Source organism: Gymnodinialimonas phycosphaerae, from assembly GCF_019195455.1.
Lineage (GTDB): Bacteria > Pseudomonadota > Alphaproteobacteria > Rhodobacterales > Rhodobacteraceae > Gymnodinialimonas > Gymnodinialimonas phycosphaerae.
The window spans coordinates 1,900,852-1,916,257 of sequence record NZ_JAIMBW010000001.1 but is presented as its reverse complement, the minus strand read 5'-3'; the positions used below and the strand labels follow the sequence as shown (position 1 = coordinate 1,916,257).

Annotated in this window: 14 protein-coding genes; 9 read left to right on the top strand and 5 right to left on the bottom strand. The window is 62.3% G+C overall.

The window, feature by feature from the left end; all coding sequences use genetic code 11:
• Positions 1-57: 57 nt before the first annotated feature.
• Both pyrG and secG read right to left on the bottom strand, forming a co-directional pair.
• A complete protein-coding gene (gene pyrG / locus KUL25_RS09440) occupies positions 58-1,701 on the bottom strand; it encodes a CTP synthase (RefSeq protein ID WP_257892715.1) in 1,644 nt (547 codons plus the stop codon).
• Between the two features lie 187 nt (positions 1,702-1,888).
• On the bottom strand, positions 1,889-2,257 hold the full coding sequence (gene secG, locus KUL25_RS09435; RefSeq protein ID WP_257892714.1) for a preprotein translocase subunit SecG: 369 nt from the start codon (positions 2,255-2,257) through the stop codon (positions 1,889-1,891).
• 308 nt (positions 2,258-2,565) lie between these two features.
• On the opposite strand from secG, the gene KUL25_RS09430 reads away from it, so the two are divergent.
• Positions 2,566-3,861, top strand: a complete 1,296-nt coding sequence (locus tag KUL25_RS09430; RefSeq protein WP_068354414.1) for an adenylosuccinate synthase — start codon at positions 2,566-2,568, stop codon at positions 3,859-3,861.
• A 10-nt stretch (positions 3,862-3,871) separates the two neighbouring features.
• A complete protein-coding gene (locus tag KUL25_RS09425) occupies positions 3,872-4,099 on the top strand; it encodes a DUF2842 domain-containing protein (RefSeq protein WP_068354416.1) in 228 nt (75 codons plus the stop codon).
• Positions 4,100-4,160: 61 nt separating this feature from the next.
• On the opposite strand, the gene KUL25_RS09420 is transcribed toward KUL25_RS09425, so the two are convergent.
• Positions 4,161-6,833 (bottom strand): hypothetical protein, encoded by a 2,673-nt coding sequence (locus tag KUL25_RS09420; RefSeq protein WP_257892713.1) that lies wholly within the window; start codon positions 6,831-6,833, stop codon positions 4,161-4,163.
• A gap of 208 nt (positions 6,834-7,041) precedes the next feature.
• On the opposite strand from KUL25_RS09420, the gene KUL25_RS09415 reads away from it, so the two are divergent.
• From KUL25_RS09415 to KUL25_RS09385, 7 genes are all read left to right on the top strand, one after another.
• Positions 7,042-7,719 (top strand): thiamine diphosphokinase, encoded by a 678-nt coding sequence (locus KUL25_RS09415; RefSeq protein ID WP_257892712.1) that lies wholly within the window; start codon positions 7,042-7,044, stop codon positions 7,717-7,719.
• Positions 7,720-7,773: 54 nt separating this feature from the next.
• Positions 7,774-8,562 (top strand): ribose-5-phosphate isomerase RpiA, encoded by a 789-nt coding sequence (rpiA, locus tag KUL25_RS09410; RefSeq protein WP_257892711.1) that lies wholly within the window; start codon positions 7,774-7,776, stop codon positions 8,560-8,562.
• Between the two features lie 187 nt (positions 8,563-8,749).
• On the top strand, positions 8,750-10,198 hold the full coding sequence (locus KUL25_RS09405; protein ID WP_257892710.1) for an FAD-dependent oxidoreductase: 1,449 nt from the start codon (positions 8,750-8,752) through the stop codon (positions 10,196-10,198).
• A 103-nt stretch (positions 10,199-10,301) separates the two neighbouring features.
• Positions 10,302-11,471, top strand: a complete 1,170-nt coding sequence (gene hflK / locus KUL25_RS09400; protein WP_257892709.1) for an FtsH protease activity modulator HflK — start codon at positions 10,302-10,304, stop codon at positions 11,469-11,471.
• 1 nt (position 11,472) lies between these two features.
• Positions 11,473-12,375 carry a protease modulator HflC gene (hflC, locus tag KUL25_RS09395; protein WP_257892708.1) on the top strand — a complete coding sequence of 301 codons (903 nt, stop codon included), beginning with the start codon at positions 11,473-11,475 and terminating at the stop codon, positions 12,373-12,375.
• Between the two features lie 5 nt (positions 12,376-12,380).
• Positions 12,381-12,575 (top strand): DUF2065 domain-containing protein, encoded by a 195-nt coding sequence (locus KUL25_RS09390; protein ID WP_257892707.1) that lies wholly within the window; start codon positions 12,381-12,383, stop codon positions 12,573-12,575.
• Between the two features lie 210 nt (positions 12,576-12,785).
• Entirely contained in the window at positions 12,786-14,318 is a 1,533-nt protein-coding gene (locus tag KUL25_RS09385) for a Do family serine endopeptidase (protein WP_427854414.1), read from the top strand.
• 83 nt (positions 14,319-14,401) lie between these two features.
• On the opposite strand, the gene KUL25_RS09380 is transcribed toward KUL25_RS09385, so the two are convergent.
• Both KUL25_RS09380 and KUL25_RS09375 read right to left on the bottom strand, forming a co-directional pair.
• Positions 14,402-14,959, bottom strand: a complete 558-nt coding sequence (locus KUL25_RS09380; protein ID WP_257892706.1) for a peptidoglycan-binding domain-containing protein — start codon at positions 14,957-14,959, stop codon at positions 14,402-14,404.
• A 66-nt stretch (positions 14,960-15,025) separates the two neighbouring features.
• Entirely contained in the window at positions 15,026-15,406 is a 381-nt protein-coding gene (locus KUL25_RS09375) for an OB-fold nucleic acid binding domain-containing protein (protein ID WP_257892705.1), read from the bottom strand.

Genomic DNA, 15,406 nt, shown 5'->3' with positions numbered 1-15,406 from the left:
GTGTCACCATAGGCCCACCATGGCCCTAACCTGTTGATATTCCGTTAACATGACCCCTCATACGAGGCGTGAATTTTCCTTCGCCGCGCGCACGAAATCCCGGAATAGCGGGTGAGGCGCGAAGGGTTTCGACTTCAATTCCGGATGGAATTGCACACCGATGAACCACGGGTGATCCTTGACCTCGACGATTTCCGGCAGCGCGCCGTCGGGCGACATGCCCGAGAAGATCAGGCCCTTTTCCTCCAACGCGTCGCGGTACTTCGTGTCGACCTCATAGCGGTGGCGATGCCGTTCCTCGATGGCTGTCGTCCCATAAGCCTGGGCCACCCGAGAGCCTTCAGTCAACACGGCGTCGTAGGACCCAAGGCGCATGGTGCCGCCCTTGTCGTCACCCACCTTGCGCTCCACCTTGTGGTTGCCCTGCACCCATTCCTTGAGGTGATAAACCACGGGTGTAAAACGCTTTTTCCCGGCCTCGTGATCGAATTCCTCGGACCCCGCGTCACCCAGATCGGCCAGATTCCGTGCCGCCTCGATCACCGCCATCTGCATGCCGAGGCAAATTCCGAGGTAGGGAATCTTCCGTGTCCGGGCAAACTCGGCGGCCTTGATCTTGCCCTCCGTTCCACGCTCTCCGAAGCCGCCGGGCACAAGGATGGCATGGATCCCGTCGAGGTGTGTGGCCACATCCTCCCGCTCGAAGATCTCGGCGTCGACCCATTCGATGTTGACCTTTACCCGGTTCGCCATGCCGCCGTGGGTCAGCGCCTCGGCGATGGATTTGTAGGCGTCCTCCAACTGGGTATACTTACCGACGATGGCGACATTGACCTCGCCCTCGGGGTTGCTGATCCGGTCGGCCACATCCTCCCAAATGCGCAGATCGGGCTTGGGCGCGGGGCTGATCCCGAACGCATCGAGGACTGCCTGATCGAGCCCCTCGCGGTGATAGGCCAGCGGGGCGGTATAAATCGACTTGAGGTCTTGCGCCGCAATCACGGAGTCAGGGCGGACGTTGCAGAACAGCGCCAGCTTTTCACGCTCTTTCTCGGGGATTGGTCCCTCGGACCGGCACACCAGAATGTCGGGCGCGAGGCCGATGGAGCGAAGTTCCTTGACGCTATGCTGCGTTGGCTTGGTCTTGAGCTCTCCCGATGCCTTGATGAAGGGCAGCAGGGTGAGGTGCATGAAGATACATTGCCCGCGCGCCTTGTCCTGGCTGAATTGACGGATCGCCTCGAAGAACGGCAGGCCCTCGATGTCGCCCACGGTGCCGCCGATCTCGCACAGCATGAAGTCGACGTCGTCTTCGCCAATCGCAATGAAGCCTTTGATTTCATTGGTGACATGGGGGATCACCTGAATGGTCTTGCCAAGGTAATCACCGCGCCGCTCTTTCTCCAGAACATTGGTATAGATACGCCCGGAAGAGATGGAATCGGTCTTGGATGCCGGCACGCCGGTGAAACGCTCGTAATGGCCAAGGTCCAGGTCCGTCTCGGCCCCATCGTCGGTCACGAACACCTCCCCATGCTCGAACGGGGACATCGTGCCGGGATCGACGTTCAGGTAGGGATCGAGCTTGCGCAAGCGAACGGAAAATCCGCGTGCCTGCAACAACGCGCCAAGGGCGGCAGAGGCCAGGCCCTTGCCAAGCGACGAGACCACACCCCCGGTGATGAAAATGAAACGAGCCATGGCTGTAAGGTCCCCCGTGCGGATGGTTCGGACCGCTCGGGCACCATTCCATCGTTTCTATTATCACGGGATTTGACAGTACCCGGATTCGGCCCGGTCACACAAGACCAGAGCCCGCTTTTGACGCAATATTATGTGGAAAACCCCTGCGCTCCCACGAAATCGAGTGGGGTGAAGGGGTTAGATGTTACTCGGAAACGGGCGGCAGGGCCGGGCCGTCGGTGCCGATGGGCGGCAACAACTGATCAACCGGCGGGAGGGCGCTGTCGCCTTCCTCCTCGACGGCGGGCACGGCGCCCAAGCCATCCAGAACCGAAGAGCCCGAGGAATTCTGTGCCGCGATCACGGTCAGCGTGATCGATGTGGCCAGAAACGCGATGGCGAAGAACCATGTCAGCTTGCCCAATGCGGTCGCAGCCTGGCGTCCGGTCATGACCCCGCCGCCACCGCCACCGCCGCCCATGCCGAGACCACCCCCTTCAGAGCGCTGCAACAACACGACACCGATCAGGCAAATTGCCAGGATCAAGTGAATGACGAGGATGACGTTTTCCATATTCCGGCCTTATCCCATCGAGCAAATCTCTGGTCCGCGCTCCACATATGAGATGCGACAGGGGGCCGCAAGGGTATCTCCCCCTGGCAAAGACATGTTTCCTGAACTCTGTAGTCCTCCATAGTCGTTTCATATGCAGCCAAAGGGCGCAACCGGGCATAGATTGCGGTTGATATGTTTAACCAAACGTTAACCGTGCGTCGGGGCAGGAGGCGAAAAAGCGGGGGGCGCGGTGGAATTCGGTTTCCTCCAAAGGCTCCGCCCGCTATGCCGCTGACGGGTTCCGCAAACGATCTGAGGGAAAACATATGGCCAATGTTGTGGTTGTCGGTGCGCAATGGGGTGATGAGGGTAAGGGCAAGATCGTTGATTGGCTCAGCGAACGGGCCGACATCATCGCACGTTTTCAAGGGGGCCATAATGCGGGCCACACCCTGGTGATCGATGGCAAGGTCTACAAGCTGAATGCGTTGCCGTCTGGTGTGGTACGTGGCGGCAAGCTGTCGGTGATTGGCAACGGCGTCGTGCTGGACCCCTGGCATCTGGTCAAGGAAATCGAAAACATTCGCGGCCAAGGCGTGGAAATCACGCCCGAGACCCTGATGATCGCGGAAAACACGCCGCTGATCCTTCCGATCCACGGAGAGTTGGACCGTGCACGCGAAGAAGCAGCGTCGTCTGGCACCAAGATCGGCACTACCGGCCGCGGCATCGGCCCGGCGTATGAGGATAAGGTTGGGCGACGCTCTGTGCGGGTCGCCGATCTGGCCGACCGCGCCACGCTGGAGGCGCGTGTGGACCGCGCCTTGCAACATCACGCGCCGCTGCGCCGGGGTCTGGGCATTGATCCGATCGACCGCGACGCCCTGATCGACGCGTTGGCAGAGATCGCGCCGCAGATTCTGCAATACGCCGCACCGGTCTGGAAGGTGCTCAACGAACAGCGCAAATCCGGCAAACGGATCTTGTTCGAGGGCGCGCAGGGCGCGCTTCTGGATATTGATTTTGGGACGTACCCCTTTGTGACCTCCTCCAACGTGATCGCCGGACAGGCTGCCACGGGCGTTGGTCTTGGACCGGGTGCCATTGACTATGTACTCGGCATTGTGAAGGCCTACACGACCCGCGTGGGCGAAGGCCCTTTCCCCACCGAACTCGACGACGCCGATGGCCAGCGTTTGGGCGAGCGGGGTCATGAATTCGGCACCGTCACCGGACGCAAGCGCCGCTGCGGCTGGTTCGATGCCGCTTTGGTGCGCCAGACCTGTGCCACCTCCGGGGTCACGGGCATTTCATTGACCAAGCTGGACGTTCTGGACGGATTTGAGACTTTGAAAATCTGCGTCGGTTACGAGTTGGACGGCGAACAGTTGGATTATCTGCCAACCGCCGCCGATCAACAGGCCCGCTGCACCCCGATCTATGAAGAGATGCCCGGTTGGTCCGACAGCACCGAGGGCGCGCGCTCGTGGGCCGACCTGCCCGCTGCCGCGATCAAGTACGTGCGCCGGGTTGAAGAGTTGATCCAATGCCCCGTGGCGCTACTGTCTACCTCGCCCGAGAGGGACGACACGATCCTGGTGACGGACCCGTTCGCCGACTGAGGAGGCAGCCATGGCACTAAGTTACAAGGCCCGAAAGCGGTGGTCGCTCTTCATCCTTACGGTGGGTCTGCCGATCTATATCGCTGCCGTCTGGTATATCCTCAGCCTTCTTGAGGGCTGGAATATCTGGCTGCAGCTGATCATTTGCTTGGTATTCAGCATGGCATGGGCCTTCCCGCTGAAGGCCGTATTCCTGGGCGTCGGCAAGGCCGACCCGGATGCGCCGCCGGAAGAATAGTGGGACCGGAATGAATAAGGGGCGCCCTCTCGGGCGCCCCTTTCCATTTTTTGGCAGTGGATCAAAGACCGCGGCGCATCCGATACTGGCTGCCGCCAAGGGCCACCAGGACGCCGTCGTCGGTCAACTTGTCGACGGCCGAGATGGCTTCCTTGCGTGAGATCGACCCGTCGGTCGCGATCCGGACGAGGCGCAGCAGCTGCATGCGCTTGAATTCCACCAGGCCCGCTTCGTCGGTCAGGTATTCCGCGCCCATTTCCAGCACTTCATCGATCTCTGTGGCTTCAGAGTCGGCCAGCAGTTCGGCGAAGCGGCTGAAGTGGTCTACTTCCTCTTCGGCGTTCTCCGGGGCCGCAGCAGGGGCCGTCTCGGCTTCGGCATCCATTTCCCGGGCCAGTTGGGCTTCCAGGGCAGCGATCGGGTCGTCATACTCTTGGTCATTCTCTTCATCCGAGGCCGACTCCAGCACGTCAGAAGGGGCTTCGGCGGCGGTTTCCTCAGCTGTATCAGCAGGTACAAAGACGCCGTCTTCATCCTCGAATGCCTCGGGCACTTCAGCCACCTCAGGCTCGGGCGTTGCCTCTGCGGCGTCTTCCGCTGCCTCCTCTGGCGCATCCTCCGGCATTTGCTCAGGGGCCAGCTCTGCGACGTGCTTTGCCTCGGCTTCGACAGGCGCGGGGCGGTTCAGGCCTATGGCGATTTGACCGGCCCGTTGGGCGAGATTGGCCAAGGTAGCTGCCATCTTGCGCGGGGCAGGCCGGGCCTGTTCCAGTGCTTCGACGTCGATTTCGGGTGTTTCGTCGATTTCGGGCGCAACGTCAGCCGCGGGCGCAATGTCTGCCACAGGTGCATCGTCGACCACGGGCGTGTCGAGGACCAGCGGCGCGGCGGTGACCGGACGCAGGGTCGTGGCGACCTCGCCCTCGGCCAGCGCCACCCGGCGCGGCATGATCGTGGCGGCATCGGCGGCAGCCTGACCGACCTCGTGATCCACGCGCTGCTCGGACACGAGCACGAGCGGCGTCGGGCGCGCCTCTTCGGCGGCGCGGCGACGGGTCACGTCAACCCGCACCCGGCGTTGGCGCATGACGCGCGCCAGATCATCGCGGTATTCTGCGGCGGTATCGGTTGCTGCTGCGAGGTCACTGGCGGTCGCCCCTTCGGCTGCATACCGCGTATCGGCGACACGCGCGGCGACTGCGGCCTTGAGATGCTCGATATTGGCCCGGCGGCGCGATGTTTCATTTGTCGACAGGCGCCCCTCGGTGGCCGTGAACAGGCGATCCATATCCTCATCAGTATCGGTTGCGGCAACGGTGGGACGTGGCGTTTCGGCTTCCGGCTCAGTGCTGTCGGCGATGGCTGCGAGGATCGAGTCATCGGCGTCCGCCTCTTCGGCGTCCAGCGTTTCGATCGCCTCGGGCGCGGCGGCCATGGTGGTGGCCTCGGTTTCGAACGCGGCGGCGAGCGCTGCCACGGCGGCATCGTCATCGGCCTCGATCACCGGCTCGGGCGCGGCCCCTTCGCCGCCTGCCGAGATCAGTTCATCATCGGGCTGCACGGTGGCGGCGCGATCACCGTTCTCTGCCAGTGAGGCGCGGCGAATGCGTGCCAGACGGGCGGCGACAGAGGCGCCGTCGAAGGCATCTTCGGCGTCGGGCTCATCGGCGAAGATCGAATCGACGTCACCATCGGTGATATCGTCAGCCTCTTCGTCGAGCTCGGCGATGTTATTTACGTCGTCGTCTTCCTCGTCATCGGAATAGGCTGCGACTGCGCCACCAGCGGCAAGGGCAGCGGCGACCGCGATCAGCGTGTCGGCACCGGCATCCCCTTCGTCAGTCGTGGGCTCTTGCCGGGCTACGGTGTCATCGCCTGCGAAACCGTCATCCTCTGACCAAATGTCGCCCGCAACGAAAGCGTCCTCGCCTTCAAGATCCTGGTCCGCGGTCGTTTCTTCAGCGGTCTCTTCCACGGTGTCGGCGGCCATGGCGGCGGCGATGCCGGCGATTGTGTCTTCAACGGAAGGCTCTGCGTCGGCGGCCTCTGGCATGATGCCATCAGCGGCTTCTTCCACGGCCTCGGCGGTGTCGGCCGAAATGTCTTCGGCGACATCATCTTCTTCGGACGCAACGTCTTCGACCGCACCGTCCTCTGCCGCAATATCCTCTGACGCATCGTCGTCTTCAGCCTTAGCTTCGGCGGCCTCTTCGGTCGCGTCTAAGCTATCCTCAGCGATTTCCGGTGCGTCTTCAGGCACTCCATCGGCAACGGCTTCGGCTGCCTCAGCAACCTCTTCCGCAACCTCCGCGATCATTTCAGCTTCTTCTTCGGCTGCCTCAACGCCTACTTCCGCGACCTCTGCGGTCATATCGGCTTCTTCCTCGGCCTCCGGCGCGACGCTTTCAATGGCGTCCTCGATGTCGAGGCCGGCATCCAGGCCCGCGCTCATGAAGGCGGGCGTGTCTTCGGCAGGGGCGCCTTCTGGGCGCATGATCATGCCAGAGGCCAGCACACGCGCTTCCACCCGACGCTCGATCGCGGCCTCGGTGATGCGGTGCAACGTCTCGGCATCCGGCGTCGGGGGCTCTGCCCCGAAATAGCGGTCTTCCGCTGCCAGATCGCGAAAATACTCCGCGATTGCCTTCATCGCCTCGAACGGGCGATCAAACCCCTCTAGGGTACAGGAAAACGTGCCGTAGGAGACCGTTAGGATTTTGTTTTCATCACTCATTGCTCTGCCACTCTGCTCGTCCGGCCAACTATGTTCGTCAAGATCGGCACCGGGTTTCATCTTACTCCGGGTTGACCCCGAAAATATCATCGTCACGAAAGGTGTAACAAACTGTTTCCCGGAAAAAGCGACGCGAATTTGACCTTTCTGGGGAGTTTCACCCAGAACATGGCGGCAATGTGCCGAAAGCGCCGAGGGACCGAGTGATATGTCATTGAAATATAGAGATTCAGTTGTTTTGGTCGGAGGCGGCCCGCTGGAGGCCGCTACGTTTGCCTTGGTACGGGATCGTGCCGACATTTTTGTGGCAGCAGACGGCGGGGCGGACGCTTTGCTGGCAATGGGGGTGATTCCCGACGCGGTAATCGGCGATATGGATTCGCTTTCAGCGGCCGGGCGGGCCGCGATTCCGGCGGACCGCCTCTTCGAGGTGACAGAGCAGGACAGCACCGATTTCGACAAGGCACTGCGTGCAGTAGAAACGCCCTTGATCTACGCAGTGGGCTTCACCGGCGCGCGACTGGACCACGGATTGGCGGCGTTGCACGTACTGGCACGATACGGCGATCGCCCTGTATTGCTGGTGGGAGAGCAGGATGTCACGGTGCACTTGCCCGCCCGGCTGGCGTTGGAGTTACCGCCTGGCATGCGCGTATCGCTGTTTCCGCTGGATGCGGTGACGGTTGGCATGGCAGGCTTGCGATGGTCCTTCGAGGCGCTGGCGCTGCACCCGATGCGCAAGATCGGAACCTCGAATGAGGCGAGCGGGGGGATGGTTTCGCTGACCAGCGACGCGCCGGGTGTGGTTCTGATCGTGCCAACAGAGGCCCTTGACGCGGTGGAGACGGGGCTGCAAAGCGCGGATTTGCACTCGCCCCAACGGTAAGTGTTCGCTAAGACGAATGCCAACTGCTGCCCTAGACAAGATTGAGACCTGCCCATGACGGCCGAGCTTTCCCCCATCGACAAAGCGAAATACGTGGCGGCGCGCCGCGCGGTGGAATTCGTAGAGGACGGCATGCGCCTGGGCCTCGGCACCGGATCGACGGCTGCCTGGATGGTGCGCTGCCTGGGTGAATTGGTTCGCGAAGAGGGCATGATGATCACTGGCGTCGCGACTTCGACCCGTACGGCGGATCTGGCGCGCGAAGTGGGCGTGACGATCAAGACGCTTGATGAAGTACGCTGGCTGGACCTGACGATTGACGGAACGGACGAATACGACCCGAACCTGAACCTGATCAAGGGCGGTGGCGGCGCGTTGTTGCATGAGAAGGTGGTGGCGACGGCCAGCGACCAGATGATCGTGATCGCTGACCCCACCAAGCAAGTGGACACCCTTGGGGCGTTCCCGCTGCCGGTGGAGATCATTCCCTTCGGGTGGCAGACCACGAAAGCACTGATCGAAGAGATGTTGTCGAATTTGGATGTCTTGGGGCGGTCTGCCTCTTTGCGTCTTTCCGGCACGGAGCCGTTCCGCAGCGACGAGGGCAACTACATCCTTGACCTGCATTTGCGGCGCATCGCGCAGCCCGCGCAGTTGAGCCTTGTGCTGAACCAGATCCCGGGCGTGGTGGAGAACGGGCTGTTCCTTGATATTTGTGACGTGCTGGTGATCGGCAATGCCGATGGCACCGTCGAGGTGCGCGACATCAACAATGGCACGATCGAGCATGAGCGCGTGGACGTGGTGGATACGGATAACCTTTTCGTCGACATTCGCGATTGATTTTTTGGGGGAGGGAGGGCCCACCCTCCCACCCTTTTTTGGGGGCTTTGCCCCCTTTCCCCCCAGGATATTTGCGGAACGGGGAATGATCGAAGTCGGCCAGGACTGCGTATGAAGGCGCACTGGTCTTGGGTGCGGGGGTATGAAATACCCATAGCCGACTTTCATGCCTGACGGAGCGCAACCCATGTCCGACTTTGACTACGACCTGTTTGTGATTGGCGGCGGCTCGGGCGGTGTACGCGCCGCGCGGGTGGCAGCGGCGGGTGGCGCCAAGGTGGCCCTGGCCGAGGAAAGCCGATTGGGCGGCACCTGCGTGATCCGGGGCTGCGTGCCGAAGAAGCTGATGGTGTTTGCGTCAAGCTACCGCGAGGGCTTCTCGGAAGCGCGCGCCTACGGCTGGGACGTACAGGACGGTGAATTCCACTGGCCCGTATTTCAAAAACATCTGCATGAGGAACTGAACCGGTTGGAAGGCGTCTATCGCAAACTGCTGGATGGCTCCGGCGTGGAGATCTTCGACAGCCGCGCAACGGTGGCAGGGGCCCATACGGTCTCGGTCGACGGGCAGGAGAAGACCGCCAAGCACATCCTTGTGGCCACCGGCGGGCGGCCGACGCGCCCCGACATGCCGAATGCGGACCTTGGCATCGTCTCGGACGATCTGTTTGATCTCGACGCGTTGCCCGAGACGCTTCTGGTGATCGGCGGCGGTTATATCGCTTGCGAATTCGCCTGCATCATGGCGGGCCTGGGTGTGAAGGTGACGCAGTATTATCGCGGCGCGCAGATCCTGCGCGGCTTTGACGATGAAGCCCGCGGGTTGATTGCCGAGATGATGCAAGAGCAGGGCATTGACCTGCATCTGGGCACCAACATTCACGAGATGGCACCTGCCGGGGCGGACCACGAGCCCTCAGGCACGGCGAGCGATGCGGCCATGGGTGCGTCGGCGCAATCCTCTGGCGATCTGCTGCCCAAGGGGGGCAATGGCGGGCCGATCTGGGTGAAATCGACAACCGGGCAGGAGCACGTCTTCGACAAGGTCCTGTTCGCCACGGGTCGAACGCCGAACACCGAAGGCATGGGGCTGGAAGACGTGGGCGTGACGCTAGGGCGGCGCGGAGAGGTCGAAGTCGACGAATATAGCCAGACGGGCGTGCCCTCGATCTACGCCATCGGTGATGTAACCAATCGCGTCAACCTCACACCCGTGGCGATCCGCGAGGGCATGGCCTTCGTCGAGACGGTCTTCAATGGCAACCCGACCCCCGTGGATCACGAGTTGATCCCCTCGGCTGTTTTCACCACGCCGGAATACGGCACCGTGGGCCTGACGGAAGAGGACGCGCGCGACCAGGAACCGATCGAGGTTTATTGCACGTCGTTCCGACCGATGCAGACCGCCTTTGCGGGCAAACCCTGGCGCGTCATGATGAAGTTGATCGTCAGTAAGGAGACCCGCAAGATCCTTGGTTGCCACATCGTGGCACCTGCCGCCGGAGAGATGATCCAGCTGGCAGGGATCGCCGTGAAAATGGGCGCCACCAAGGAGGATTTCGACCGGACGGTTGCAGTCCACCCCACGATGTCGGAAGAGATCGTGACGATGCGCGACCCGATCCGCACCGCTTAATCGCCCTTTCGGCGGGAAAAGCGTGGGTTTGTGGGTGCAAACCGAATTTTTCGCCCCATATAGGGCGGTAACATGACGACCTTTGTGAGGGGTAACAGGACACATGGCTGGCAATAGCGGCGGACCTTGGGGTGGCGGCAATAGCAACGGTGGCGGCAGCGGCGGTGGAAACCGCGGCGGTGGCGACAATGGCAATGGGCCTCGGCGCCCCGGTGGCGGGGAAGGGCAAAACATCCCGGAACTCGACGACATCATGCGCAAGGGGCAAGAACAGCTTCGCGTGCTGATGGGCGGCCGCGGTGGCGGCACGGGTGGGCCCGGGCAAGGTGGGAGTGATCCGATCAGCCCGCGCACCCTTTGGATCGGTGGCATCGTGCTGGCCCTTGGGGCATGGCTCTATGCCTCGTTCTACTCGGTTCAACCCGGTGAGCAGGGGGTCGAGTTATTCCTTGGTTCCGAATACCGCATCACCGGCGATGGCCCGCACTTGGCGCCTTGGCCGCTGGTAACGGCGGAAGTGATCGACACCGCGCAGGAACGGACCGAAGCGATCGGCAATAACCGTTCCGGCACCTCGGACGCGGGCCTGATGCTAACCACAGACGAAAACATCGTCGACATCGACTTCGACGTCGTATGGAACATCAACGACCCTGCTGACTTCCTGTTCAACCTGCGCGATCCTGAAAACACGATCCGCTCGGTCGCTGAATCGGCGATGCGTGAGATCATCGCACAGTCGGAACTGGCCCCGATCCTCAACCGCGACCGCCAGTTGATCGGTGATCAGGCGCTTTCCCTGATCCAGACGACGATGGACAGCTACGGATCCGGTGTGAACATCATTCGTATCAACCTTGACCGTGCCGACCCGCCGGTCGAAGTGATTGACGCCTTCCGCGAGGTACAAGCCGCCGAGCAGGAGCGGGATCGCCTTGAACGGACGGCAGACGCCTACTCCAACCGCGTCACCGCCGGTGCCCGTGGTGAGGCAGCGCAGCTGCTGGAAGAGGCCGAGGGTTATCGCGCCCGCGTGGTGAACGAAGCCTTGGGTGAAGCCAGTCGCTTCCTTGCGGTTCTGGAAGAATACACGGTCGCCCCCGAAGTCACACGCCGCCGTCTCTACCTGGAGACGTTGGAGCGGGTCCTTGGTGAAACGGATCTTGTGATCATCGACAGCGAGACCGGTGGATCGGGCGTTGTGCCCTACCTGCCGTTGAATGAACTGCGTCGCCCGACTGGCGATGCCACCACCACGGGGAGCTCTAACTAAGATGCGCCGTATCACTTATCTTATTCCCGTCCTCGTTCTTGGCGTTGTCCTGATCTCCTCTTCGATCTTCGTGGTTGATGAGCGTCAGCGCGCGCTGGTGCTGCAGTTTGGCCAGATCCGCCAGGTGATTGACGAGCCCGGCCTCAACTTCAAGATCCCGTTCATCCAGAACGTGATCTACTATGAAGACCGCATCCTGTCGCTCGACACGGCCGCGACCGAGGTCACGCCCTCCGATGACCGTCGTCTGGTTGTGGACGCTTTCGCCCGCTACCGTATCGTCGATACCGAGCAGTTCAACCGTGCCGTTGGTGGCGGTGGTATCCGTCGGGCCGACGACCTGATCGAAGCCATTCTGACGGACCGGATCCGGGCCGTTCTGGGTGCTGACGGGGTGACATCGAACACGATCCTGTCCAGCGAACGGGCAGGCCTCATGCAGCAGATTACGTTGCAGGCCCGTGCGCGTGCTGCATCACTTGGTGTTGAGGTCCTCGACGTGCGTCTGAAACAGACCAACCTTCCGGCGCAAAACCTTGACGCCACCTTCGCACGGATGCGTGCGGAACGTGAACGCGAAGCGGCGGATGAGATCGCCCGTGGTGAAGAGGCCGCGCAGCGGATTCGGGCCACGGCAGATCGTACGGTGGTCGAGTTGACCTCTGACGCCGCACGCGAAGCCGAGATCACCCGAGGTGAAGCAGACGCAGAGCGGACGCGGATCTTCGCCGAAGCCTTTGGCCAGGACACGGAGTTCTTCGACTTCACCCGCTCTCTCACCGCTTACGAGCGGGCGTTGGGGGAAAACTCCAGCTTCGTGATCAGCCCTGACAGCGAGTTCTTTGGCTACTTCGACGGCTCTGCCATCGGAGGCGGCAATTCGCTGGCACCTGCGGGCCAATAGGCCCCATGTGGATCGCGATCCTCATGGGCCTTGGCATGGTCCTTGTGATAGAGGGGCTGGTGTTCGCACTGGCCCCTTCGCGTTTGGAGGACCTATTGCGTGCGATGCAGACAATCCCGCCGGAAACCCGCCGCCTCATCGGCTTTTGCGCCGTGGCGCTGGGGGCTGTGTTGACCTCTTGGGCGGTCAGCCTGCTTTGAGGTGGTGGTTTCTTTCGGGGACCTGCATTTAGGCTTTGGTTTGCGCGGGACCCCGTGCAAACCTTGATCCAAAGGCACCGCGTTCACGTGCATGTGACGAACGGCGGGGCAAGGGTCAGGTTTCTGCAACTTGATTACCAGCGCGAAGGCCCGAAATATAAAGAGAGGGCAGACGTGCCTGCCCGACGGTTTTTCAGGAGGCTATTTGCCGTGACGATCCACACAAGACCCCCCATCCCCCCCCAACATCATAAGCACCGCGCGCGCGCGGTCGCCGCGACGCCGACGGGGCGCTTCGACACACGCCATCTGTTCGGTGCGCTGATCGCCGTAGTGACGGCGCTGGCTGTCGTGATTTCGGCGCTGCCCGCGCGCGCGCAGAACGCGGCCTTGCCGGGGTTTGCCGACCTGGTCGATCAAGTGGGCGACGCGGTGGTCAATATCACCACCTCTTCGGTCGTGGCAGGCCGCGCCGGTGGCCCGGCCCCCGTGGTTCCCGAGGGGTCTCCGCTGGAGGATTTTTTCAATGATTTTTTGGGCCCCAACGGCCCCGGCGAGGACGGCCCCGCACCACGCCGTAGTCAAGCCTTGGGATCGGGCTTCGTGATTTCGGAAGATGGCTATCTTGTCACCAACAACCACGTCATCGAAGGCGCTGATGAGATCATGATCGAGTTCCGCAACGGCACCGAACTGGTCGCCGAACTTGTCGGGACGGACCCCAACACCGACATCGCGCTTCTTCGTGTGGAAAGCGACGAACCGCTGCCCTTCGTGCCTTTCGGCGTCGCCTCAGAACATCGTGTCGGCGATTGGGTCATGGTCATGGGCAACCCACTGGGGCAGGGCTTCTCTGTGTCGGTCGGCGTGGTTTCGGCCTTTGGCCGCTCGCTTTCCGGCGCCTATGACGACTTCATCCAGACCGATGCGGCGATCAATCAGGGCAACTCTGGCGGCCCTCTGTTCAACCTTGAGGGAGAGGTCATCGGCGTGAACACCGCGATCCTGTCGCCCACCGGCGGGTCCATCGGGATCGGCTTTGCGATGTCCTCGGATGTCGTGGTCAACGTGGTGGAGCAGTTGCGGGAGTTCGGCGAAACCCGTCGCGGCTGGCTTGGCGTGCGCATCCAGGATGTGACGCCGGAAATGGCCGAAGCCCTGGGCCTTGAAGAGGCGCGCGGGGCCATGGTCACGGATGTGCCCACCGGCCCGGCGCTGGATGGCGGTATCGAGGTTGGCGACGTGATCCTGACTTTCGACGGCAATGAGGTGCAAGATACCCGCGGCCTCGTGCGGGTGGTCGGGGACAGCACCGTGGGCGAGACCGTGCGCGTCATGGTGTTCCGCGATGGCGGAACCGAGACCCTGCGCGTCACGCTTGGGCGTCGCGAGACGGCGGAATCCGCTGCCGTGCCGATTACGGATGCCCCCGACGCGGCCCCCTCCAGCGTGGTCCTTGGCATGACGCTCACGCCGCTGACCGATCAGCTCCGCTCCGAACTGAACGCCGCAAACGTCGAGCGCGGCTTGGTGATCACGATGATCGATCCGGTCTCGGACGCGGCCGAAATGGGCCTTCAGGTAGGCGATATCATCACCGAAGTGACACAAGCCCCCGTTGGCACCGTGGCCGAGCTGCAAGAGCGTATCGAGACCGCCGATGAGGCGGGGCAAGAGACGATCCTGTTGCTGATCCGTCGCGATGGCAACCCCCGCTTCATGGCGCTGAGCATCAAGGACTGATCCGAGGTCATGGTGAACGCAAAACCCCCGGCGCTGGTTGCAGCGTCGGGGGTTTTCTTTTGCGGAACGGAAGCGGGGAAGCGTCAGTTGCCCGAAAGCTCCGGATCCCAGACCGAAAGGCCAAGCTGACGCGCCGCCGCGAGCGACAGGACACCGCTATCGAGGCCCTGGGGCTGCTGATAGGCCCGGATCGCACGCACGGTGGCGCGGTTCATCGTGCCCGTGGCCGGACCATCGTAATGTCCCCGTGCACTCAGCGCGCGTTGCAGGTTGGTGATGTATTCGACGTTGCCTTCCATCGCGCACGGTGTCTCGAACCACGTCTCAGTGCGATCTTCGACGATCCGCTGCTCGGTCGCCGTTACGAAAACAGCGGGGCGTCGGATGTTGCCGTCGCGGTCCAATTGCTCGGGCTCTACCATAAGCTGTTCGGTGACGGTCTCGATCACGGCGGGCTCGATCTCTCGGCCATAGCAACTTTGAGGATCGGCGTTCGGCGGGCCGACGCCGCGTGTGACCTGAACCCCGCCAGAGCCGGTGTTGATCGTGGGATCGATGATCGAGGTAAAACTGTCCTCGGGCGCGGTCTGTTGACACGCCACAAGACCGCCAAGGGCGGCTAGAATGATCAATTTGTGCATGGGACTGCTCAACGTCCTGGTTTTGTTTTGCCATATCCTAGCGGAAAACGCAGGCTCAGGGAAGCATTACGGCTGATCGCCGGCACGAGTTGGCTCATGCAGCGCCACCAGGTCGTCCAACATCGCAGAGATATCCTCCACATGCTCGGCCACCACATGGGTCACGCCGGACTCTCGTTGGATGCGGCCCGTCACCCGCAACAGCCGCCCCGAGATCACCGCGCGGCGATATTTCTGGAACAGCTTTTGCCAGACCACAACGTTGCAGACGCCGAATTCATCCTCCAGCGTGATGAAGATCACGCCCTTGGCGGTGCCGGGCCGCTGGCGCACCAACACGAGGCCCGCCACCGTGATCCGCGCCCCCTCGGGCGGCAGGTGCAACAGGTGGTGGGGCAGACACGTGGGCGGGCGAGGCCAATCAGGGGGGCGTGTTACGGGTTCCAT

Bases quoted from the DNA above. Each gene is read 5' to 3' on its own strand.
- pyrG (WP_257892715.1), bottom strand. From the start codon at position 1,701: ATGGCTCGTTTCATTTTCATCACCGGGGGTGTGGTCTCGTCGCTTGGC.
- secG (WP_257892714.1), bottom strand. From the start codon at position 2,257: ATGGAAAACGTCATCCTCGTCATTCACTTGATCCTGGCAATTTGCCTG.
- KUL25_RS09430 (WP_068354414.1), top strand. From the start codon at position 2,566: ATGGCCAATGTTGTGGTTGTCGGTGCGCAATGGGGTGATGAGGGTAAG.
- KUL25_RS09425 (WP_068354416.1), top strand. From the start codon at position 3,872: ATGGCACTAAGTTACAAGGCCCGAAAGCGGTGGTCGCTCTTCATCCTT.
- KUL25_RS09420 (WP_257892713.1), bottom strand. From the start codon at position 6,833: ATGAGTGATGAAAACAAAATCCTAACGGTCTCCTACGGCACGTTTTCC.
- KUL25_RS09415 (WP_257892712.1), top strand. From the start codon at position 7,042: ATGTCATTGAAATATAGAGATTCAGTTGTTTTGGTCGGAGGCGGCCCG.
- rpiA (WP_257892711.1), top strand. From the start codon at position 7,774: ATGACGGCCGAGCTTTCCCCCATCGACAAAGCGAAATACGTGGCGGCG.
- KUL25_RS09405 (WP_257892710.1), top strand. From the start codon at position 8,750: ATGTCCGACTTTGACTACGACCTGTTTGTGATTGGCGGCGGCTCGGGC.
- hflK (WP_257892709.1), top strand. From the start codon at position 10,302: ATGGCTGGCAATAGCGGCGGACCTTGGGGTGGCGGCAATAGCAACGGT.
- hflC (WP_257892708.1), top strand. From the start codon at position 11,473: ATGCGCCGTATCACTTATCTTATTCCCGTCCTCGTTCTTGGCGTTGTC.
- KUL25_RS09390 (WP_257892707.1), top strand. From the start codon at position 12,381: ATGTGGATCGCGATCCTCATGGGCCTTGGCATGGTCCTTGTGATAGAG.
- KUL25_RS09380 (WP_257892706.1), bottom strand. From the start codon at position 14,959: ATGCACAAATTGATCATTCTAGCCGCCCTTGGCGGTCTTGTGGCGTGT.
- KUL25_RS09375 (WP_257892705.1), bottom strand. From the start codon at position 15,406: ATGGAACCCGTAACACGCCCCCCTGATTGGCCTCGCCCGCCCACGTGT.